The organism is Pedobacter cryoconitis, from assembly GCF_014200605.1.
In the GTDB taxonomy this organism is placed as follows: domain Bacteria; phylum Bacteroidota; class Bacteroidia; order Sphingobacteriales; family Sphingobacteriaceae; genus Pedobacter; species Pedobacter cryoconitis_B.
Genome location: NZ_JACHCE010000001.1, coordinates 1,092,231 through 1,117,015, shown reverse-complemented (window position 1 = coordinate 1,117,015; position 24,785 = coordinate 1,092,231). Strand labels below are relative to the sequence as shown.

Here is a 24,785-nt window from a genome sequence, read left to right as displayed (position 1 = left end):
AGAATCCGGAAAAATTTTGATTCTTAACCGTTATTCAATTGAAATTGCGCTCAATACACTCAAATTATCATCTAGTACCAGATAATCTGTTTCCAATAGACCTGGCTGTTCTTTAAAATCAGGATCAACAACCAGGAATTTTAGTTTTGAGACATTGATCAGCTGATTAATTTGTTCCACCGGATAGTCCGGATCAACTGGTGTATATGCAGCCCCCGATTTCAGCACACCCATAATACCTATAAACAGCGCAGAAGAATTCTTCATACTTATACCCACAACATCACCAGCAGCTATTCCTTGCTGTTTCAAATAGTCAGCAACCTGATCAGATTTTTCACTCAATTCCTGATAAGTCAGGCTTTTTCCATCATGAACTACCACTACCTGATCTGGATTTTTACTGGTTTGCTCTTCAAACAGATTAATAGCTGTTTGCTTATCAGAGAGGATATCAATATCTGCTAACACGACCTCTGCATTTGCTATAACCGCCGCTACAATACGTTGATAGGCTTCCGCCATCTGCGTAATCGTCTCTTCGGTAAAAATATCCTTTGCATATTCCAGGTTCAGCTGTAAACCCTCTCCATTTTTACTTGCCGTCAGCGTCAGATCAAATTTAGAAACCATCCCTTCATTGTTATAGGCTTCCAGTTTAAGTCCGGGAAGCTCCAGTAGTGACTCTTCCGTATTTTCAAAGACAAACATGACATCAAACAACGGGTTCCTTTCCAGACTTCGCTTCACCTTTAGTTTGAAAATCAAATCTTCATACTGATAATCCTGATTATCAAAATACTGTAACGTCCGGTCTCTTAAATCCGTTAAAAATTCAGAAAAACGGAGATTTCGGGTCGGATAATTTCGTAAAGCAAGGGTATTTACAAACATCCCCAGCATATCTTCCACATCCGCATGTGATCTGCCAGCAGTAGGAACACCCACCACAACGTCCTCCTGGTTATCCAGACGGCTTAACATTACATTGTATATCGCCAGTAAGACCATAAACATGGTTCCACCAGTTTTTTCAGCAAGAGACCTTAACTGCAGCGTTTGCTTTTCACTAAGTCCAAAGCTAACCTGTCCGCCTTCCGGTTCCCTTGACAATGAACGGGGCTGATATAGCGGCAGGTGCAAAGCTTCTGGATATTCTTCATAAACTCTGAGCCAGAAAGACTCCTGGATTTTCAGCCGTTCCTGCCGGGTATCACTTTGCTGCCACTCTGCATAATCACGGTACTGCAAATTCAGTTCAGGTAAAGAATTTCCCTGATAAAACGACATAAAGTCACGGATCAGGATGCTTTGAGAAACGCCATCCATAATAATATGGTGCATATCTACCAGTAACAAGTACTCATTATCGCCAAAATCTATCAGTCCAACACGTAGCAAAGGACCTTTTCCAAGCACAAACGGACGGACAAATTCATCAGTGATCTTCTTTTCTTCTCCATGTTTCAACTGATAATGACTAATCTCAAATTCAAAATCATCCTCCACACGCTGAAAAGGTTCCCCATCAATCAGAAGAAAAGATGTCCGCAGAATCTCATGCCGCACAATTAGTTTCCTAAATGCAGTTTCCAGTAAATCACGGTTCAGCACACCTGTTAACCTGATCATTCTGGCCATATTGTAATGCAAAGCAGACCGGTCAAATTCGTATATAAAATACAACCGCTGCTGTGCAGAAGAAAGTTTATAATAAGTCTGTTTATCCGCTTTCGGAATTTGCAGATATACCTGTTCTTCCTGCCGGAGGATAAATGCGCTCAACCGGCGAATATCCTGGTAAACAAATATATCCCGCAGAGAAATTGATATCTTCATTTTTTTGGAGATGGCATTCATCAGGATCATTGCCCTTAACGAATGTCCCCCAAGTTCAAAAAAGCTTTTTGTAATACTGATTGCCTCTGGCGGAAGCCTCAGGATTTCTGACCAGATATCAACCAGAGCATGCTCAACTTCATTTGAAGGAGCTACATAATCAGCTCCGGAAAGGACATCGGGAGCAGGCAGCAGCTTCTTATCTATCTTACCACCTGCTGTCAGGGGTAAAGCCTGCAGAAATACAAAATAAGAAGGTACCATATATTCCGGAAGCTTAATTAACAGAAAATCCCTAAGCTCATTCGTGCTTATAGCTTTTGCCGAAACATAATAAGCCACCAGGAATTTATCACCGGATCTTTCCCTGCAATCTACTGCAACATCACTTAAATCCGGATGCAGTGATAATTGATGCTCTACCTCCCCCAATTCGATTCTGAAACCACGAATCTTAACCTGATTATCGACACGTCCTATAAAACCAATATTTCCATCTTTCAGTCTCCTTACCCGGTCACCGGTCTTATACATATTCCCGCTTCCAAAAGGATTTGGGATAAAGCGCTCAGCGGTTTGTTCCGGAGAATTCACATAACCCTTAGCAATACCTTCTCCGGATATATATAACTCACCTGGTGCACCAACAGGAAGCAGGTTTCCATGAGTATCCAGAATCCAGGCATACATATTTGAAATTGGCTTCCCGATTGGAATCTTGCCAACCATTTTATCTTTTATCAAATAATAAATACAGCCTATACTTCCCTCCGTTGGACCATACAAATTGATCAGTTTAATAAAAGAATAATGCTTTATAAATCTTTTGGTTACTTTATCAGAAAGCTCCTCCCCACCCTGAATAATATATTTTAATGAATTCAGTTTTGAATTCGCAACATCTTCCTGTTCGCTGGAATAATCAAATAAGGCATTAAATATCGATGGCATAAAATCTGCCATACTCACTTGATGCTGTTCAATCAGCTGACAGAAATTATCACTCGTCATTTCAAAATCTTCAGGAAGAATGATTGTTTTACCACCATTGATTAAAGGCCAGAAAAACTGCCAAACTGCACTGTCATATACATACCTTGTGGTTTGTATTACAGAAAGCGCAGTAGCTGCGCCAAAAAAATCATTCATCCAGAATAACCTGTTCATAATACCTTTATAAGGTATTTCCACTCCTTTAGGTACACCTGTAGTACCTGAAGTATAAATGATATAAATCGAATCTTCAAAATCAATTGGAGTTTTCTCTATATGCACTATACTTTCTATATCCTGGTATGCTATAGCCAGCAGGTTCTCAGCTTTAAATGGCTGGTTATTTTTATGACATAACACCAATCTTGCATCAACCGTTTTAATACATAATTCCTGTCTGTCCAGCGGCCATTTCACATCAATGGGAACAAAAGTACAACCGCCCTTCATAACGGCTAAAAGTGCAGTTAACAGTTCCGGAGAATGGTCAATAACAATTGCAATTCTATCCCCTTTTTGAATCCCATTCAGACGTAGCGTATTTAGTAAACCATTTACCTTTCCAGCTAATTCACCATAACTTATTTCTTCCTCTTTATAAATGGCAGCAATATAACCCGGGTTTTTGATTACCTGTTCTTCAAACAAATCAATGATTGTTTTATCCTTTGGATAAATCACTTCCTCTCCATTAAAATCTATCAGTAAATGCTGACGCTCTTCTGCAGAAAGGATAGCTATATTTTTCAGCAGCACCTCTGCATTTGCTGTAACCGCAGAGACAATACGTTGATAATAACCCGCAATCCGGTTAATCGTATCTTCGTTAAAAATATCCTTTGCATATTCGAAGTTCAACTGTAGCCCATTTCCACTTTCACTTGCCGTAAGCGTCAGGTCAAATTTAGAAATCAGTTCTTCTCTGCTGTATCCTTCCAGTTTAAGTCCGGGCAGCTCCAGCAGCATTTCCTCTACATTCTCATAGGCAAACATGACATCAAATAATGGGTTCCGTTCCAGGCTTCTTTCTACCTTCAGCTGATCAATCAAATCCTCATACTGATAATCCTGGTTATCAAAATACTGAAGCGTCTGATCTCTGACTTCCGTTAAAAATTCAGAAAAACGGAGATTTCCATGAGGATAGTTGCGCAAAGCCAGCGTATTAACAAACATACCCAGCATATCTTCTACATCTGCATGTGGCCTGCCGGCAGTAGGGATACCCACTACAATATCTTCCTGGTTACCCAAACGACTTAATAAAACATTATATATAGCCAGCAACACCATAAACATCGTTCCCCCGGCTTTTTCAGCCAAAGCTCTCAGACGTAATGTTTCTTCTTCACCAATCTCGAAATTAACTCTTCCTCCTTCATGGTTTCGTGCCAAAGGACGGGGCTGGTCTAATGGCAGATTCAATGTCTCAGGAAGTTCTTCATAAACTTTCAGCCAGAAAGACTCCTGGGCTTTTAACCTTTCCTGCCGGGCATCACTTTGTTGCCATTCGGCATAATCACGGTACTGTAAATCCAGTTCAGGCAGAGACTCTCCATAGTATAAAGACATAAAATCACGGATCAGAATACCCTGAGAAACTCCGTCCATAACGATATGGTGCATATCAATCAGCAGCAAATATTCATTGTTCCCAAAATCTATCAATCCCATGCGCAATAAAGGGCCTTTACTCAAATCAAACGGACGCACAAATTCATCGGTAACACTTGCCTGTTCCCCAGGTTTTACCTGATATTGATTAATCTGAAATTCAAAATCATCCTCCACACGCTGAAAAGGTTCTCCATTAACCAATACAAAAGAGGTCCGCAGAATCTCATGGCGCATAATCAGTTTCCTGAAAGCACTTTCCAGCAAAGCATGATCCAGTACCCCGGTTACGCGGATCAGTTCTGGCATATTATAAGAAAGCGTAGTCTTATCCAGTTCATACAAAAAATAAAATCTTCTTTGCATGGAAGAAAGCTGATAGTATTCCTTTTGGGGAGAAACAGGAACTGACAAGCCCTTTTGTTGTTTATAACTGTCCTTAAGAAAGGAAATAAGTGCCGCTTTATTATCTCTTATTTCTTGCAGAACAGCATTATATTCACCTTCCTGAGGAATCTTTAATTCTAAATTTTCTCCGACTACAGAGATATCAATATTATGCAGTATTAATTTATCAATTAGCTCTTTCATCTTTTAAATTATAAGATTAGTTTTATTCTGAACTGCTTTATCATTTTCTTCTGTCACCAATAAACATTCTTCTATCAGCAGGCTAATCGCTCTGATTGTGGGATTAGAAAAGAAAACAGGAATAGTAATGTTAACATTAAACTGCTTTGATATTTTATTGACCAGCACCATTACTTTCAACGATTGACCTCCAAGCTCAAAGAAACTTTTGGAAGTGCTGATTTTGGATTTATCCGTATTTAAGATCTCAGACCAGATTTCTGCAAGTATTTCTTCCGTCATAGTTACCGGCGCACTGAAATTACTTCCGGCAATTAATTCCCCGGGTAACGGAAGTACCTTTTTATCAATCTTACCGTTTGGATTTACAGGAAAATCGCTCAGGTGAATAAAATGTGCAGGGATCATATACTTAGGAAGTCTGGTGCCTAAAAAAGTATTAAGGTCATCCGGCACTGTTCCATCAGCCGAAGTATAATAAGCGACCAGATAGTCTTCAGAAGCAGTCCTTTTAACAAGAACTAAGGAATGAGCAACTCCGGGATGCAGCATCAGCTGAAACTCTATCTCTCTTAATTCGATCCGGTAACCACTGATTTTTATCTGATCATCTTTTCGTCCAAGAAATTCTAACGATCCATCCGGCAGCCATCTTCCAAAATCTCCGGTTTTGTACATTCTCTGGTGCTCCTCCTTAAAAAACGGATCGATAAAAAATGCCGCTTCTGTTTTTGGCTGATCATTTAAATAACCCCTTCCTACACAAATTCCTGAAACATATATTTCTCCAATAATGCCCACGGGACACAAATTCCAGTCTTTATTTAAAAGGTAAATCCTCGTATTCATAATCGGTTTACCCACAGGAATATTATAGCTTAGCGGTAGCGAGTCCATGAAATAAAGCGTCACATCGTCCGCAGCTTCGGCCGGACCATAGGCATTCACAACCACCTTTCCCGGATATAATTTAAACCACTTTTTTAACAAAGCATGGCTAATCTCTTCACCAGTTACCAATAAATAATTTAAGGAATCAAATTGATACTGATGCCTGTTTTCTTTTAAAAAGTCAAGCATTATACCAAAGTAACTGGGTACAATCTGTAGTATAGATACCTGATCGGCATGTAATTGCTTTAGAAACAATTCCACGTTCAGGATAATATCTTTTGTATAAATGATAGTTTCCCCGCCCACAATAAGTGCATTCAAAAACTGCCATACCGAAATATCAAATGTAAAAAGTGCATTTTGCAAAATCTTACTTCCCGCATCTAAATGAAGTTCCTTCCCCATCACCAGCAAATGGTTTATCATGCCCTCATGCGTGACCATTGCCCCTTTAGGCTGACCCGTTGAGCCCGAAGTAAATATCACATAGGCCAGGTCTCCTGGCTGGATACCGGAATTGAAATTTCTCTTCGAAAAATCCTGTTGTTTTTCTTTAAACAGATCCAGAAGTTCTTGATTTATTAAAATCTTTATTTTACTGTTAGACAGGATATATGCTTTCCGGTCTTTTGGAAAATCTGTCTCTATAGGGACATAAGCTGCTCCAGTTTTTAAAACACTGAGTATAGCAACTAAAGTCCAGGCATTCCGTTCTAATTCTATAGCAATTAAATCATCCGCTTTAATTGCTGCTGTCTTTTTCAGGAACCTGGCAAATTGATTGACCAGGTCATTAAGCTCCCTGTACGAAAAAGAAGATTCACCGCAACTTACAGCCAATTTCTCAGGATTCTTTTTAACCTGTGATTCAAACAGACTGATAATTGACCCATCAAAAGGAACAGTAGACGGCTTTTGATTAAACTCGAACAATACCTGATGTCTTTCCTCAGGAGAAGCCAGCTCTACTCCCGAAATGATAACCTCTGGCTCATCAATTAACTTCTCTGTAAGATGGAAATATCTTTCCGCTAAAGTTTCAATATATCCAGGATCAAATTCCCCTTTGTTATATTTAACAGACAAGGTCCAGTTACGATCTGCACGCAGTAAAAACAGCAGGTCAAAATTGATATGGTCATGCTGCACAACCGTATCATCGTTTGCGATAACTAATCCAATTTTTGGTGCAGCATTAAACTCAGGATCTTCTTCATCAAACAAGTTCTGTAGTGTATAGCCTTTATTTTTAAAATCATCCAGCAGATTATTTTTTACTTTTTGAAGGAAATTGCTAAAATTCAATCCCTCAAATTCCGAAAACCTATTCAATACAAAATTCTCACTATTGATCTGATTCTGTTCATTAAGAGTCGAAAGCGGACTAAAAATACCTATATCCTCTGCAGATGAGTACTTATTAGCGAGAACTGAAAGTGACCCCAGCACAATCATTTGTTTTCCTAATATAGAAGAAGACATCTTCTCAATTTTCAGGGACAGACGCTCCGGAAAAGGTATTTTAAATTCGTCATAACCTGATAAAGGCAAATCCAGCCCTAACTCAAGCTCCCGATTGGCCTCAAAATAAGTATTCAGCTGAAAATCTTTCAGGCGATCTGTCCAGTATCTTTTTAATTTTATTTTCTGATTCGTTGCAAGTCTGTCTAAATTCAGATTAGATTCATTTTTCATAGTCATACCGTTATAAATAAAATAATTTAGAAACCTATGTTCAGATCACTAATGATCAATGAATTCTGGTCGTCACTATCATCAATCAGATCAAGTACTGTATACTTTAAATTCGCAGAGATCCTGGTCACAATAGACTGATATCTTTCTATCAGATAACTGGCATCATCGGTGGTAAAATAATCCAGGGAATATTCCAGGTTGAAACGGAAAGAGTCTTTACCTTCCATAATCGTTAAGCTCAGCGGAAATTTAGCTTCCGGAGTACTCAGTTCATAAGTTTCAAAATAAGCATTCTCTATTTCCAGTACCATATCCTGGTTCTGGAAAACGAACATCACTTCAAACAAACCCTGGTTATTATGTTCGCCCGGTTTGTCATTTCTTTTAACTTCAGTAACGATGTCAGATAAATCATAAACCTGCCTGTTATTTGCTTCAACTAAATTTTTATGTGTTTCTTTCACAAAGTCCTCAAACATCAAATCAACATCTAATGATGCTTTTACCGGTATTGTTTTCACAAACATGCCTACTACTTTCTCCATCTCTTCCTGCAATCTGCCAGAAGTATTAGTGCCAATGATAAAGTCATTCTGATTTGTTAACTGCGATAAAAAGGTAACAAACGTAGCAAACAGTACCGATGACGGTGTACAATTATCGGCTTTAAAGCGGTCAACCAACGTCATTATTATTGCATAATCTATCTCAAAATCAAGACTTCCTCCCTGCAATAAAGCATCAGCTTTATTCTTTTTACCACCCAAAGGCCAATCAATTTTACCGGGTCTTTTATCCAGTTTTTTTATCCAGTATTCCCTGTTATTAATATATTTATCTGTAAGTCTGAACTTAGCTTCCCACTCGCAGTAATCTTTATATTGCAAAACCAGTGGTTTTAAATCATCTCCCTGTAAAAGCGACATAAAATCAGAGAATAATATTCCTTCCGAAATTCCATCAGAAATAATGTGGTGCATATCAAATAATAAAATCGGAAGGCCTGTTTCCAGTTCAAGCATACCAATCCTGAACAATGGTCCGTTTGACAGATCAAAAGGTCTGATAAAATCAGAAATCACATCGTCTACCTGTCCTTTGTCACACTTAATGATTTCAAGTGCTACAGGAAAATGGTCTTCAATTTTTTGTCTGACCATACCATCCGTATTCACAAAACGGGTACGTAAGCTTTCATGGCGGTCTACCAGTGCAGAAAATATACTTTCAATACGTTCATAACTGATAGCCTGCTTTAATGTCCAGGCCAGCGGCAAATGATAAGCAAGGCTTGCCCGGTCCATTTCATATTGAAAATATAAACGGCTTTGAGAAGAAGAGAGTGCATAAAGCGCTTTAGGCTCCGCTTTTCTTATTTTATAAGCATCATCACCAGCAGATTTATTAATAAAATTTGCCTGCGCTTTAATTGTCAGTGTGTTAAACAAAACATGCAATGGAAACCGAACATTAAAAGCAGTATAAATTTTTGAAGTCAGGCGCATCAAAGACAAAGAATTACCTCCTATTTTTAAAAAGCTGTCATCAGTTGAAATCGTTTTATCCAAAAACATTTCCTGCCAGATTTCCAATAACTTTTCTTCTACCGGACCATCAGGTATCAGGATTTCTCTCTGGTTACTTAACAGGCCCTGTAAATGCTTATAATCTAATTTCCCATTGCTATTTAATGGAAAAGCATCCAGCTCTATAATATTAGAAGGAATCAGCGCAGAAGGCAGTTTAAGCGAGATAAGCTTTTTGACTTCTACTTCCAATGTTTTCACGTCCAGGGTTACACCAGGGGCTCTTTCCAGAAAAACTGTCAGAAAACACTCTCCTTGTAAATCTCCACTTTCAGCAGTATAGATCTCATTGTTATTCTGCACAATAACCAGGGCCTTGTTCACCATTGGAAATTCTGAAATGACGTTTTCAATTTCATCCAGTTCAATACGAATCCCCCGCAACTTAATCTGCCTGTCTTCTCTACCCAATAACTCTACTTCGCCAGAAAGTAAGACTCTGGCTTTGTCTCCTGTTTTGAATGCTGTCCTGCGATCTTTTGTTACCGGTTCAATGGCAATAAATTTCTCTTCATTCAACAAATCATCCTTCAGATATCCCTTAGATATAAAATCAGAAATGATATAAACATCACCAACCACAAGCTTATTACAGGCCACTAAATTCTTATCAGCTACATAAATTAAGGTATCATCTATAGGTTTTCCTATAGGTATGCGGCTCTTACTCACATCTTCTTTTTTAATCCGATAAAAGCTGCTGATCAGGGTAGTTTCTGTTGTACCATATAAGTTGACCAGCTGAATGCGTTCTCCCAAAATTGAATACCAATCTTTCAATTCCGCAGGGTAAATTCTTTCACCGGATAAAAGCACAAATTTCAATGCCGGAAAATTATCAGCTTTGAGCTGATCTTTTTGGTTCAGCGCCTTAAAAACACTAGGCACACAATGAACAAAATTGATTTCTGAATCCTGCAACCACGAAATAATATTTTCAGGAGACCATATTGCAGGTGTGAGTTCTGGAATACAAATACATCCGTTTACAAACACCGGAACAAAAACATCTCTTAAAAAGGCATCAAAATAAGGTGTTATCAGCTGACTGAACCTAAAAGAATCATCGATATTAAACTCTTTAATCTGCCACTTCAGATAATGAACTAAACTCGCATTTTTACCGACAATCCCTTTCGGTACGCCAGTAGATCCAGAAGTAAAATATACATATAAACTATCATTCTCCTCAAAATCCGGATAAGATGGCAAACTATCATTTTCCTCTTTAAAAATATCTTCTATAAAATACTGGTTTGTTATTGCTAAATCCAGACGTTTATCCAGGTTTGAAGTAATGATATGAGCCAGGTCCAGCTTTTCTTTGATCAGATTTAAGCGTTCTGCAGGCAAAGCAGGATCAATAGGAACAAATACACATCTTGAATTAGAAATCCCTATTAATGAATAAATAACAGATAACCTGTCTGTTAGCATAATTCCAATAAAAGTCTCCTTTTGTAAGTTTTTCCGAAGCAAAAAGCTGGTTATTTTATTAGCATTGGCAAAAAGTTCAGCATAAGAGACTTTCTCTTTTCCAAAGGCTATAGCGGTTCTTGTGCCTCCGTTTTTAAGGCATTGAATAAGTTCATTTTGAAAAATCATATTCTTTTTTTCTAGGTCAGGTTAAATAGTTTATTCAAAAAAGGTTTCGTGGAGAATACCGAAGGTTAAAACCGTGATCAGCAGATCATTTTCATAGGGGGCATTGATGGTAAAATCTGGCTTCCTGTATTCGTTTTTAAGGGCCTCAATTTTATCAGGATTAAAGAAACCCTGCTTTTTGATCAAATCAAAAGAGAGTAAGTCATTAAAATATTCAATATCCTGTCTTAATAATTCAGGACTTCCGGGTGCAATAAAATGGAACTTCTCTTTATTTACAATTTGTTCCGGAACAAACTTTTCAGCCATTTTCCGAAGGATGTATTTTTCAGTGAAACCATTTAATTTAAGGTCACAAGGCAGTCTGGTAGAATATTCAATCAGATTTTTGTCCAAAAACGGATATCTGACCTCAATTGAATTTGCCATCGCCATTTTATCTCCGTGATCTGAAACTAAATGATCTACCAGCCTCAGCTTATAATCTATATAGGCTCTTTTATTTACAATACTTCTGTTTGCAATTTTACTTTTGTCAATTATAAAGTGATTAAGACAACGTACATCCTGGTAAACTTCTGCTACTGCAGCTGAATAGATTTCCTTTTTGGCCGCTTCAAAAGAAGTGTAATCTTTCTCATAAAAAAGATCAGTATCACCCCAAAGCGCCCGTCTGATTTCCAGCTCCTGCTCAGAAGCCGTATTGGTGATCAGCTTTTCTTGTCTCATTTTATCAAAACGATAACCTACATATCCTGCAAAAAACTCATCAGCGCCTTCTCCAGACAGCACGACCTTCATTCCCCTTGCCCTTACGCTTTCAGATAATACCAGCGAAGAAGTATTATAGGTTTCTTTAATCGGGCATTCACTATGATAAATAGACTGTTTCAATCTGGTAGTGATATCATTAAACTGAAACATTTTCTGATGAAGATTTACATTGGTACTTTCCGCTATAATTTTCTGATACTGTGATTCTGAATTTAAAGAATCAACAAAATCTATAGAAAAACCTTCCAGCTTATTACCAGACAAAATACTGCTCGCTTTTTTTAAGATCATAGAAGAATCCAACCCCCCGCTTACATAAAATGCAGAGGGTACATCTGCCCGGAGCCTTAAAGCAATAGAATCTTCAAATAATTGTTCCAATTCTTCTGTATACTCACTTTCTGATTTATTCCCATATTCAATTTCTCCTTCCGGGTAGATCAGATCCCAATATTCAGTGTTTGCTATTTTCCCTGTCTCATCTACTTCCAGATAGTGACCGTTCTCTAAACTATGAACCCCTTTAAACATCGTCCGGGGACTAATTAAACCAGCAAAAGTAAAAACCTGATCAAGTCCTGTAAGATCCACCTGACGATCAAAACCAGGAAACTGCAGAATTGCTTTGATTTCAGAAGCGAAAATGAAAGTGTGATTGAATGACGTATAATAAAATGGGATAATTCCAAACTGATCACGCGCACAAAACATCTTTCGTTTTTTCTTATCGTATATAACAAAGGCAAACTGACCATTCAGCTGATTGAGAAAGTCCATCCCCTGTTCCTCATAAAGGTGAAGGATAACTTCCACATCCGAATTTGTCCTGAAACGATGTCCCCGCTGTCTTAACTGCTCTCTTAACTCTATGTAATTAAATATTTCACCATTACAGATCAATACCACTGATTCATCTTCATTGGCAATAGGCTGCATTCCATTGTCTATTCCAATAATGCTCAATCTGGTAAAACCTAAAGAAATATTATCGAAAACCATTACCTCTTCTGCATCCGGTCCGCGATGCTGCAATTTCTCAGTCATTTTTCTGATCACATGCTTATTTGTCTCAATATCACATCTCTCAAAATTTATGAATCCACATATTCCGCACATTTGTCTTAGTATTTATATAAAAAATTAGGTTTATTATCAAACGGATATTATAGTGCGATATCACCAATTCTAACCAGCCTGTTACTGGTAATGGCTGCTGTAATGTTCTTAAAGTACAGGGTAAAAATCTGGATGAACTCCTGATCATAAACCTCATTGTCATAAATGAATACCACATCAAAGTATCCTTCAGCTTCTCTGATCTCTATCTTTAGTTCATATTCTGTCGTTGCCTGAATATCTAAATTTAAAGGACTGATCCTTAGCTCAGTCAGTTGTGCCTTCGCCGTAAAAGTATTTGAAAAAGAAAAATGAACGTCAAAAATCGGGTTTGCGGTCAGCAATGATTTTTGATCTGCCAGTTCAATCATTTCATCAAATTGAACATCCTGATTTTCATAAGCAGCCATCACCTGATGTTTCACCTGATTTAAAAACACATCGAAAGTATCTTCCTCATCAATTCTGTTCCGCACAGGTAGTATATTCACAAAAGTGCCTACGATATTTTCAAATTCAGGGATACTTCTTCCCGAAGCATCAGTACCGATAATGATCTCCTGATTTCCAGATAACTTCGATAAAAGCACACTACTGATGGCCAGCAGCAACATAAAGTCGGTGGTCTCACTTAACCTGGATAGCTTTTTGGTTTCCTGATACAGTTCTCCATTTATCCGCAATGTTTCGCTGGATGCCTGATGTGCAGAAAATATTTTTTCCTCCGTGAGTTTAGGGAAATTTAGCTGTGGTAAATCACCTGAAAGCTCTGCTTTCCAATAAGCCCTTTGTTTATTAAAATCTAAATTTTCAGCTTGCCAGATGGAATAGTCAATATAATTCATACCTGGTGCAGGCAATTCTCTTTTCAAAAAGAGCTCACAGAAATCACGGATCAGAATATTCAGAGATAAACCATCACAGACCAGGTGATGTACGTCAATAAATAAAATACTGGTCAGACTTTCTTCTATCAGTCCAAAGCGAACCAAAGATCCACCAGATAGGTCAAAAGGACGAACAAAAGTCTTAAAGGCTTCTTCTACATTTTTAAATTTCCCTGTTAAGTTCTCAAAATCAAGATCCCACTCCGCCTCAATCCGTTGTAAAAGATCTCCGTTTTCCAGTTGAAAGCTGGTCCTCAACCCCGCATGTCTTTCAATTAACCGATCCAGAGATTGAATCAATTGATAGACATCAATACTTTTTTCAGTTTTAAGCGCAGCTGAAATATTAAATATTGTACTTGATTCGTCTAGTATCTGTTGAAAATATATCCTTTTCTGAGCTGGAGAAGCCGTATAACGGCTTGCAGTCTGGTCCCGGTTCAATAAAGTATTCAAACTATTTTCCGGCACTTGCTGATGTGCTTTAACCAGTAAAGACAAATCATAGATTACAGGGTTTTCAAATATTTCATTCACAGATATATTAACCTTCAACTCATTATATATTAAATTCTTAAGTTGTATAGCTGTAATAGAATCACCACCAATTTCAAAAAAATTCTCAAAATGACTGATTCCTTTGCGGCCAAAAATCTTTTCAAACAGCTGTTGTATAATATCTTCAGGTGCAAGATCAGTTTCCTTTGAAAGCTCATCTGATCCATTAACAGAGGCCTTTTCCCCTGTCAACACAGCTGCTGTTTCTTCAGCACTACCATTGAATTGAGGGGCCAGTGTTGTTCCGGCTCCAAAACCTAATATTTTCTCAATATCGATATCAGCTTCAAACGCTGATCTGGCAAATGAATAGGTCGGCAAAGAGATTCTTGATCTTTTTTCCTGAGCGGCAAAACCAGACCATTTTATTTTAACGCCATTTAGCCAGAGCTGACCAATTTTTCCATACAGATATTCCCTGTCATCACAAACCTGTTTTCTATTGCGCACCGTATTGATCAGCGTATGCGTTTTCTTGAGCAGATTATTATCTCTGATAAAGTTCGTTAAGGTATTACCAGGTCCCAATTCAATGAAAATTGTATTTTCCATAGCCATGAGCCCATTTATTCCACTCAGAAAATTAACCGGTTTGCGTATTTGTTCTTTCCAGTAAGCTGAATCGCTAACCTGTTCATGTGTTGCTAAATTTCCGCTCACATTTGAAATAAACTGTATATCGGGTTTCCCCATCGTCACAGACTCAAAATTTAGTTCAAAGTCATTTAATATATCTTCCATTAAATGAGAATGAAACCCATGAGAAGTCAGTAACCTTTTTGTCAGATATCCTGCTAAATTTAATTTCCTTTCCAGCTCTCCAATTCCACTTTCCGTTCCGGATACTACCACAGATAGTTCACTATTAATCGCAGCAATTTCTACCCCTTCAAATTCGTTCAGATATCCAATTAATTTTCCAGCCCCCGTTTGTACACTTAACATAGCACCCGATGCTGTTGTAGCAATTAACTCTCCCCTTGCAATAACTAAGCGGATCGCCGTATCCAGTGTAAAAACTCCGCTTAAACAAGCAGCAACATATTCTCCTAAGCTATGTCCAATCATGTAATTGGGTTGTATACCCCAATCTATCACCAGCCTGGCAAGCGTATATTCAAAAATGAAGAGTAAAGGTTGCGTATATTGAGTCTGATGAATATCATGGAGTCCACCATCCCGATCAGGTCCAAGCCAGATCTCATATAAGTCAGCATTTGTATATTTCCTGGAAATTTCAAAACATTGATCTGCCAATTTTTTAAAATCAGGTTCCTGATCATAAAGCGCCTTATACATTCCGGTATATTGTGTACCTTGTCCAGGAAACATGAACACAATATTTGGCTCCCTGTTAATTTCAGGCAGGGGTTCACTAAATAAAAATTCAGGGTCAGTCAGTTTTAACATCGCCTCTTCCTTATTATGGCATACCAGCATTTTACGGTAATTGAAATGCATTCTACCCACCTGCAGGCTGTAAGCAAAGTCTGCCATATCTACCAGATTATCCTTTAAAAAATGACTATATGATTTAATATGGTTACCTAAACTCTCAGGAGATTTCGCTGAGATCGGCAATAAGAAAACATCGTTGTCTTTCTCCTTTTTCAAGACCACTTCACCAACAAATTGTTCCAGTATCAGGTGAACATTTGTTCCACCAATACCAAAAGAGCTCACACCTGCTCTGAAAGGGTTAGCAGAAACAGGCCAGTCCTGTAATTTATTATTGACATAAAAAGGTCCAGATTTGAAATTTATCTTCGGGTTTGGCGCTGTAAAATTTACGCAGGGTGGAATCTTTGAATGTTTTAAGGCCAGTACTGCTTTAATAAAACTGGCTATACCCGCTGTAGTATCAAGATGTCCGATATTTGCTTTTACAGACCCGATGGCACATTGGTTAGCCTTTAAATTACTACCGTTCAGTTGAAAGGCTTCATTTAAAGCTTCTATTTCTATCGGGTCCCCTAAATTAGTAGCTGTCCCATGTGTTTCTATATAGCCTATCGTATCTGGATGAACATTTGCCATCCGCTGGGCTTTAACTATGGCATCTCTCTGGCCTTTTATACTGGGTGCTGTAAAACCAACTTTATCATTTCCATCATTATTTACTGCACTTCCCTTAATCACTGCATAAATATGATCACCATCTGCTATGGCATCCTTCAGTTTCTTAAGGATAACCACTCCACTTCCCTCACCACCAATAGTTCCGCTAGAATCCGCATCAAATGGTTTGCACCTGCCATCTTTAGCATAGATCATTCCCTGTTCATAAAGATAACCCCGTTTCGAATTATTGATTAAGCTCACTCCGCCGGCTATTGCCAGAGAACATTCTCCCATCAATAATGCAGTACATGCCTTATTAATGGCAAGTAAGGAAGAGGAACAGGCAGTATGTACGAATAATGATGGTCCCCTTAAATTGAGTTTATAGGAAACCCTGGAACATAAATAATGAATACTGGATAATAAATCAACACTATACTCATCCAGCATCAATTCCCTGTTCTTTAAACGGGCATATATTTCCCATCCCAGATTATTACTGCCAGTTCCATAAAGTCCGATTTTACCGGGATAATCAAAACTGTTATATCCGCTGTCTTCTAAAGCTTCCCAGCAGCATTCATGGAATATACGAATCTGCGGGTCAAGTAATTCGGCCTCATTAGGCTTATAATCAAAAAACTTGTAGTCAAAATACTTTTTATCAGCAAGATAACCGCCCGATTTGATATAAGATGAATTGTAAAGCAGTTCAGGAGCTACACCAGCCTGCAATAGCTCCTCATCTGTAAAGTCGCTAATACAATCATCTCCATTTTGTATATTCTGCCAATACTGAGCTATATTTTTTGCCTTTGGAAAACGGGCTGACATTCCTATAACAGCTATTTCTAATCCTGAGTATTTTGTCATATTAATTATTTTCTTCGTTTCTGCCAGCTAATAGTGCAAATGTGTCCTGCATCTGATCGATCTCTTCTTTGACCTCAGAATTATAGTTTTCTACTGAAAAATTATCTGGCTTATCGATTAAACTGGCTAAAGAGGATACGGTAGGATACTTGAACATTTTTGCTACCGATAAATCGAGGTTAAATGTTTGGTTAATTTTATAGGTAAGCTTCAGCAGACTTAAAGAATGTCCGCCCAGATCAAAAAAATTACTCTCTGTCCCAATCATATTCTGATCGATATGAAGCACTTCAGACCATAATATGATAAGTTTACGCTGGGTTTCATTTTCAGCGGCAGTAGTTATTTCAACCGCGCTTAAAACTACAGGTGGTAATAGTTTCGTATCGATCTTTCCATTTTTGTTAACTGGAAATTGGTCTAAACGCAAATAATAAGCGGGAACCATATAATTTGGAAGTATTTCCAACAAGTAGTTTCTCAGTTCAACAGGCGGTATTTCAAGGATTGAAACATAATAAGCAACCAGGTACTTCTCACCAAACCGATCTCCCGAAGAAACAATTACATCTTGTATCCCCTCGTATTTTGACAATTTTTTCTGGATTTCATTCAGCTCTACACGAAATCCTCTTATTTTGATCTGATTATCTTTTCTACCAAGAAATTCTATATTTCCGTCAGGCAGCCATCTGGCCAGATCACCTGTTTTATAAAGTTTTGAATCTCCATCAGTTCTAAATGGATGGTCTACAAATTTATCATTTGTTAGTTTTTCATTGTTCAAATATCCCCTTGCCAGCCCAGCCCCGGAAACACATAGTTCACCGTAAGTAGAAGTTGGACATAAATTCATGTTTTTATCCGTGATATAAACAAACCGGTTTGCTATCGGCCTGCCTAACAAAGAGATATCTTCTTCAGTGGAAATCTTATTATAAGTGATACATACTGTAGATTCAGATGGGCCATAAGTATTATAGAGTTGATAACGACCAATCAAATTACTTACATGCTCTTTCTGAAGCAGGTCCCCGCCACTGATAATAATGCGGAGATTACTCAATTCATCCCAGCGGCTGTTAATTTCATTGATCACCAGAGGAACAGAACTCAGCACAGTGATCTGGTGGATTTCTATCGCTTCAAAAAGCGCATCAATATCTAAACCTCCATTCGGAAGAATAACCATTGCTCCACCCGAAATTAAAATGGGGAAAATTTCTTCAATACAAGTATCAAAAGATAAAGAGGCTTGCTGTGCAATTTTATCCTGCTCATTCAGCCCAAAGTAGTTTTTAAAGGTGAGCGAATAATCCAGTAAAGAGGAGTGGTTAATTAGTATCCCGTTTGGATCACCTGTACTACCCGAGGTATAGATAATATAAGCAGGCTGATCTGCAGCAACAACAGTTTCTATCCGTCCTTTTGAGAGCGTCTGATCATTTAAATGAGAGTCCTGACTTACATGCAGTACAGTAACCGGTATCACTGAAACATCAAATTCTATATCCGTTAGCAGCAAGGTCATCCCAGATTGTTCAGCGAACTCTTTTACCCTGTTCTGAGTGGTATGCGGATCTATGGCCAGAAAAGTTCCGCCAGCTTTCAGTATCCCCAATAAATAAACAATCATCTGAGGTGATCTTTGCATATATAAACCTGCAATGTCTCCCAGAGTAATTCCATTTTTTATTAAATAATGGGCAACCAGGTTAGATTTTTCCTCCAGTTCTATGTACGTCAGGCTTACATTTTCACCAATCACAGCCAGATGACCAGGCGTCTTCCCGGCCTGTTCCCCGAACAGTTCTATCACTGTTTTATTTGCCGGATAAATAACAGCCTGCCCATTAAAATCTACTAATAAACGTTGACGCTCCTGTGCTGAAAGTATTTCAATATCACCTAACAATATATCTGGTGTTGCAGTAATTGAGGAAACGATTTGCTGATAATATCCTGCCAGCCTGTTCATCGTTTCAGTTGTGAATAAATCTTTTGCGTATTCAAAATTAAGCTGCAGCTTTCCATCTCTTTCACTAGCTGTAAAAACAAGGTCAAACTTAGCAACCAATTCTTCGCGGCTATAGCTTTCCAGTTGAAGTCCTGGTAGCTCTAAAACCATTTCTTCCAGGTTTTCGTAGGCAAACATTACATCAAACAGCGGATTATGATCTAAACTCCGCTCTACTTTGAGCTCGTCAATCAAATCTTCATACTGATAGTCCTGGTTATCAAAATATTGAAGGCTTCGTTTTTTTACATCTCTTAAAAACTCAGTAAACCGTAGCTCCCCTATCGGATAATTTCTCATCGCCAGGGTATTTACAAACATGCCCAGCATTTCTTCTACATCCGTATGCGGCCTGCCTGCAGTAGGTACACCAATGACAATGTCTTCCTGGTTGCCTAAACGGCTGAGCAGAATATTATATAAAGCGAGCAAAACAATAAAAAGCGTACCGCCCTGCTGCTCTGCCAGTAATTTCAATTGTTGTGTCTGTTTACTGCCAATTTCAAAAACCACCTTAGCACTTTCTCTGTTCCTGTCTGCAAGACGTACATAGTCTAGAGGCAGGTTCAGTGATTCCGGTAGTTCTTCATATACATTAAGCCAGAACAAACGCTGATCTTTTAACCGCTCCTGCTGTCCATTATCCTGCTGCCATTCTGCATAATCACGGTATTGCAAACGTAGTTCAGGAAGCTGGTCTCCATTATACAAAGCCATAAAGTCACGGATCAGAATACCCTGAGAAACCCCATCCATTACGATATGGTGCATATCAACCATCAAAAGATAATGATCAGTATCCAGTTCAATCAGTCCTACACGTAACAGAGGCCCCTTTCCAAGGTCAAAAGGATGAATAAACTTATTAATCACAGCTTCTTCCTCCCTGATAGGACAAGTATATCTGGTAATCTCAAAATCAAAATCTTCAACGATATGCTGATAAGGGTCCCCTCCCACAAGCACAAAAGAAGTGCGAAGAATCTCGTGCCGAAGAATCAATTGACGAAAAGCCCCTTCCAGCAGCTGAGGATCAAGCTTACCTTTTAAGCGGATCACTCTGGGCATATTATATAGTAAAGAAGCACGGTCAAATTCATAGAGAAAATATAGCCGGTTCTGAACAGAAGACAAGCGATAATATTCTTTAACCTCAGACTTAGGAATAGAAAAGAAATGGTCAGCTTTATCTTCTTCCTCTTCAGCAGTTGTTTGCTGGGATTTTATAATTTCACTCAGATCCAGCACCGTTGCATGATCAAAAAAATCTTTGATAGAGATATTGGTATTAAAGTTTTTTTGTATCCTGCCAATCAGCGTAAGTGCCTTCAAAGAATCACCACCAATGTCAAAAAAGTTGTCATTTAAACCAATAGATGGTTTACCAAAAAAGTCCTGCCATAATCTGAGCAGTCTTTCTTCCATAGAAAGCAGTTTATCTGCCTCCTGATTCAAATTATATTCATCTGCTGTAAGATTGTCTTCACTATCATTCAGAATATATTTTTTATCAATCCAATTCTCTATTTTAACATGCAGGTCAGTTTTAGAGATAACTACTTGCGGCAGATGTCTGAATCCCAGAACTTTCTCCAATACACGAATTACATCGTCTTCATTAAGATGACTGTTTACCGCCGAAAGACTAAAATCTAAACCATCCAGATTCACACTTATCCAATTCTTGTATTTACTACTGGATTTGTGTGCATTAATATAAAAATCCATATAGGTATTGGCCGGGACATATCCCGCAAAACCTAAACCACCCAGAATAGAAGAGATAGAAGAGATTAGTATACAAAAATCCAGATCTTGTTTTTTGTATATACTGGCCAACACGTTTAAACCCTCTACTTTTGGTTTAAACTGATCCTGAAAATCAGCAGTGGTAAACTGAACAGTTTGCCTTAAATGATCAGTCTGTGTAGTTTCAGTGATACCTGCTGCATGAAATACACCATTGACTTTTCCTAAAGTTCTTTCGATCCGTTCATTGACTCCGGTAAAATCACTTGCATTACCAATATCGCATTTAAAATAAAATACTCTGCCCGGCAATTGTTTAAGCGCCGTTAATCTCTCTATTTTTTCATCTACAGCTTTTTCTATACTTGCCTTATGTTCGTCTGTATATTCCGCTACTTTTTCTAAATCTGTTCTTCCCAGCAAGATCACTGTCGCCTGAAAATTTTCCAGCAGATATTTTGAAATTACATAACCCAGTTTCCCAACACCTCCGGTAACCAGATAAACTCCTTCTTTGATAATTACTCCAGTATCTTTACCAAAAGCGTTATCATTTAATTGCTCATAAGACTGGACCCATCTGGAGCCATTTCTTAAAGCAATTACTTTACCTGAACTACGGTTTTCAATTTCATGAAATAACTGTTTAGGATTTTTTCTGAAATACTTTTCTTTCAGCGTGATATCAATATGACTGGTCAGGACTGTTGGATATTCCTGAGACAGTACTTTTAATAAGCCAGATGCTAATGATTTACTGAGGATACTTTTTTCAAATCCAGAGATTTTGAACAGATCATTGGTCAGGAGTACAATTTCTTTACCAGTCACTCCGCCCCCTATGTTTCCGATAGATCTGACTAGTTTTACAAGACTGAAGAAATAGCAATCCAGAGGATCAAATACTGTGACCTCCTGTTTACCAACCGACCATGCATGAATAATTTTATCAGGTACCTGGTTTCGGTTGAAAAGTGTGGCCATTAAATTATCGTAATCACCTTCTTTTTCAGGATGAATAGTAAATACGCCACTGGATTCTTCTGAAAACTCTATTCCTGTTTTCACAATGACCATCGTGGTGCCGTTTTTATTAAAATATGTGGCAAGGCTTTCAACTATGCCCAATTGATCTGCAAATACCAATACGGAATTGACAGCTCTGTTTACGGGTAAAAGGTGATTTCCCCGCTTCCAGGTTGGCGTATAAAACCAATTCTGAAATCCTCTTGCTTCATCTGGAATTTTGCTTTCAGTTAGTTTAGATAATAACCTCTTTGTATCTACCTTAACAGGATATTTTAACTTTTCAAAAGCATAGGTCGGTACTGAAATTCTTTTTCCCTTTTGATCGCCGTATAATTTCTCCCAATCGAGCTTTAATCCATTAATCCATAATTCAGCAATTGATTGCAAAAAGAATTTATAATCATTTAAAGTATGTCTTGGGTGCCGTAGAAGATTTACCTTTTTAATCTCCGGCTGAATTTCGTTGTTCGCATTTAAAAAGCTGCTTAAAACATTGCCTGGCCCAACCTCAATAAATAAGGGAGACTGATCTGATAGCTTTAAAATCTGAGTTATGCCCTCTTTAAACTTAACGGTATGCCTGAGCTGGTTAAACCAATAAGCTGGCTTAACCAAATCATCAAGCTCAACCAAATGACCGGTTAAACAGGATACATAAGGTATCTGAGGCTGTTTAAAGCTGTACTTTCTTATTTCATTTTCAAAACTCTCTCTGATATCTTCCATTAACGAAGAATGAAAAGCATGAGAAGCCTTAACCGGCTGCGCCTCAAACCCACTCTCTTTTAGTAAAGTTTCAAAAGTACTGATGGCATTTTTACCTCCCGAAACCACACATAAACCGGTGCTGTTGATAGCCGCTATTTCCAGTTCAGGCTGATCCTTTAATAATCCGGTCAGCACCTGCTCAGTTATGCGGATGCTTAACATCCGGCCATCTTTGGTTTGGCTCATCAGCTCACCCCTTTTAATGACAATAGCTAAAGCATCTTCTAAAGAAATAACCCCACTGATACAAGCAGCCACATATTCACCTATACTATGACCAATCATCACATCAGGTGTAATCCCCAGGTTCATCAAAGTCTTTGCTAAAGCATATTCAATGATAAATAAACATGGCTGTGTATATTCAGTATGATCCAGGTCATTATACTCAGGGCGGGCATTAAACAAAACTGCTGACAAATCTTTACCACAAAGCGTCTCTGCAATTTCAAAGCATTTATCCATGACCCCTTTAAAATAAGAGTCATTCAAATAAAGGTCTTTGCCCATATTTACATATTGAGAGCCCTGACCAGAGAACATAAAAACTACCTTCGGCTTTTGGTTTTCTTCAGTATCAAAAGATGTTGTTGTCAATAGATCCTTTAATAATTGCTTCGCCTCCTCTCTATCCTTACAGACTACTGCTTTTTGATGCGAAAAACTGCTTCTGCCTATTTGTAAAGTATAGGCGATATCCTCCAATTTAGCTTCCTCCTCATTTTCAAGAAAATAAAGGAACTTCTCCAGATACCGGTAAAGTGATTGTTTAGATTTAGCCGAAAACAATAGCAATTTAAATTCAGCCAGATCAGGCGTTTGTTTTAAAAATGGTGCTTCCTCCAGAATAACATGCGCATTAGTACCGCCAATTCCCAGAGAATTTACAGCTGCCCTGCGCAAACGGCCATTCATCTTATTCCATGGTTTTAACGCCTGATTTACATAAAATGCAGAGTTTTCAAAATCAATATTCCGGTTAGGCTGTTCATAATTGATTACCGGGGGCAGAGATTTATTTTTCAATGCCAGAACCGCTTTAATCAGTCCGGCAACTCCCGCAGCCATATCTAAATGACCAATATTTGGTTTTACAGAACCTAAAGCACAAAAATTACTTAGATTTAAAGTTTGATAAGCCTTGCTTAAAGCCTCCACCTCTATGGGATCTCCCAATGGTGTGGCTGTCCCGTGAGTTTCTATAAAACCAACAGTCGAAGGCTCTACTCCTGCTGTTTTTAAGGCCTTAATAATATTTTTATATTGCCCGTTTACACTTGGTGCAGCAAAAGCCTGCTTATTGTTTCCATCATTATTAATCGCCCCGCCTTTGATAATCGCCTGAATATTATCCTTGTCCCTGATCGCATCCTCCAGACGCTTCAACAGTATGACTCCGGCACCCTCACCACCAACAGTTCCGTTAGCCTGTGCATCAAAAGTTCTGCAGTACCCATCCGGTGAATTAATCATACCTTCCTGGTAGAGATAACCAATATTTAAATTGTTATTTATCGTTACACCTCCCGCCAGCGCCATATCGCATTCTCTCAACAAAAGACTTAAACAAGCTCTCTGTATAGCAACCAGTGATGTAGAACAAGCCGTATTTAAATATAATGCAGGTCCCTGCAGGTTAAAAAAGTAAGCAATTATAGCATTCATGAAAGTTACATTCCTCACTTGTGAAGCCGTGTAACCATCAACCAGTCCTTCTCTGTTTAGAAAAACCGCATGATTTTCCCAGGCTAAATTAGTGGCACCACCAGCAAAAAGACCGATATTTTTATCGCAGTTACTCAAGTTATAACCGGCATCTTCAATCGCTTCCCAGCATACTTCGTGAAAAACCCTGATCTGAGGATCCATGATCATTGCTTCCTCTGGCCTGTATCCAAAAAATTCAGCATCAAAAAACTCTTTATTTTTCACATAAGAATTAGCTTTCACATAAAATGGGTTATTAATTTCCTGGGCAGTTACGCCGTTTTCGATTAACTCCTCCTCACTAAAATAAGAGATACTATTCTTTCCATTTTTAATGTTTTCCCAAAATTCTGACGTATTATCAGCACCAGGAAAACGGCAGGACATACCGATTATCGCAATTTCAAAGCCCGTATATTTATCCAT

6 protein-coding genes are annotated in these 24,785 nt (G+C 38.3%); all 6 read right to left on the bottom strand.

What is annotated here, in order from left to right; translation table 11 throughout:
• Positions 1 to 30: 30 nt before the first annotated feature.
• The 6 genes from HDE68_RS04905 to HDE68_RS04880 are packed head-to-tail and all read right to left on the bottom strand — an operon-like array spanning position 31 to position 24,785.
• Positions 31 to 5,037, bottom strand: a complete 5,007-nt coding sequence (locus HDE68_RS04905) for a non-ribosomal peptide synthetase (RefSeq protein WP_183879471.1) — start codon at positions 5,035 to 5,037, stop codon at positions 31 to 33.
• A 3-nt stretch (positions 5,038 to 5,040) separates the two neighbouring features.
• Positions 5,041 to 7,626, bottom strand: a complete 2,586-nt coding sequence (locus HDE68_RS04900; RefSeq protein WP_183879469.1) for a non-ribosomal peptide synthetase — start codon at positions 7,624 to 7,626, stop codon at positions 5,041 to 5,043.
• Positions 7,627 to 7,652: 26 nt separating this feature from the next.
• Complete coding sequence (locus tag HDE68_RS04895; RefSeq protein ID WP_183879466.1) at positions 7,653 to 10,820, bottom strand: condensation domain-containing protein; 3,168 nt, start codon at positions 10,818 to 10,820, stop codon at positions 7,653 to 7,655.
• Positions 10,821 to 10,850: 30 nt separating this feature from the next.
• Positions 10,851 to 12,710, bottom strand: a complete 1,860-nt coding sequence (gene asnB / locus HDE68_RS04890) for an asparagine synthase (glutamine-hydrolyzing) (RefSeq protein WP_183879464.1) — start codon at positions 12,708 to 12,710, stop codon at positions 10,851 to 10,853.
• Positions 12,711 to 12,757: 47 nt separating this feature from the next.
• Positions 12,758 to 17,089 carry a type I polyketide synthase gene (locus HDE68_RS04885; RefSeq protein WP_183879462.1) on the bottom strand — a complete coding sequence of 1,444 codons (4,332 nt, stop codon included), beginning with the start codon at positions 17,087 to 17,089 and terminating at the stop codon, positions 12,758 to 12,760.
• Between the two features lies 1 nt (position 17,090).
• Positions 17,091 to 24,785: a non-ribosomal peptide synthetase/type I polyketide synthase gene (locus tag HDE68_RS04880; RefSeq protein WP_183879460.1), complete on the bottom strand. Its 7,695-nt coding sequence runs from the start codon at positions 24,783 to 24,785 to the stop codon at positions 17,091 to 17,093.

Bases quoted from the DNA above. Each gene is read 5' to 3' on its own strand.
- HDE68_RS04905 (WP_183879471.1), bottom strand. From the start codon at position 5,037: ATGAAAGAGCTAATTGATAAATTAATACTGCATAATATTGATATCTCT.
- HDE68_RS04900 (WP_183879469.1), bottom strand. From the start codon at position 7,626: ATGAAAAATGAATCTAATCTGAATTTAGACAGACTTGCAACGAATCAG.
- HDE68_RS04895 (WP_183879466.1), bottom strand. From the start codon at position 10,820: ATGATTTTTCAAAATGAACTTATTCAATGCCTTAAAAACGGAGGCACA.
- asnB (WP_183879464.1), bottom strand. From the start codon at position 12,710: ATGTGCGGAATATGTGGATTCATAAATTTTGAGAGATGTGATATTGAG.
- HDE68_RS04885 (WP_183879462.1), bottom strand. From the start codon at position 17,089: ATGACAAAATACTCAGGATTAGAAATAGCTGTTATAGGAATGTCAGCC.
- HDE68_RS04880 (WP_183879460.1), bottom strand. From the start codon at position 24,785: ATGGATAAATATACGGGCTTTGAAATTGCGATAATCGGTATGTCCTGC.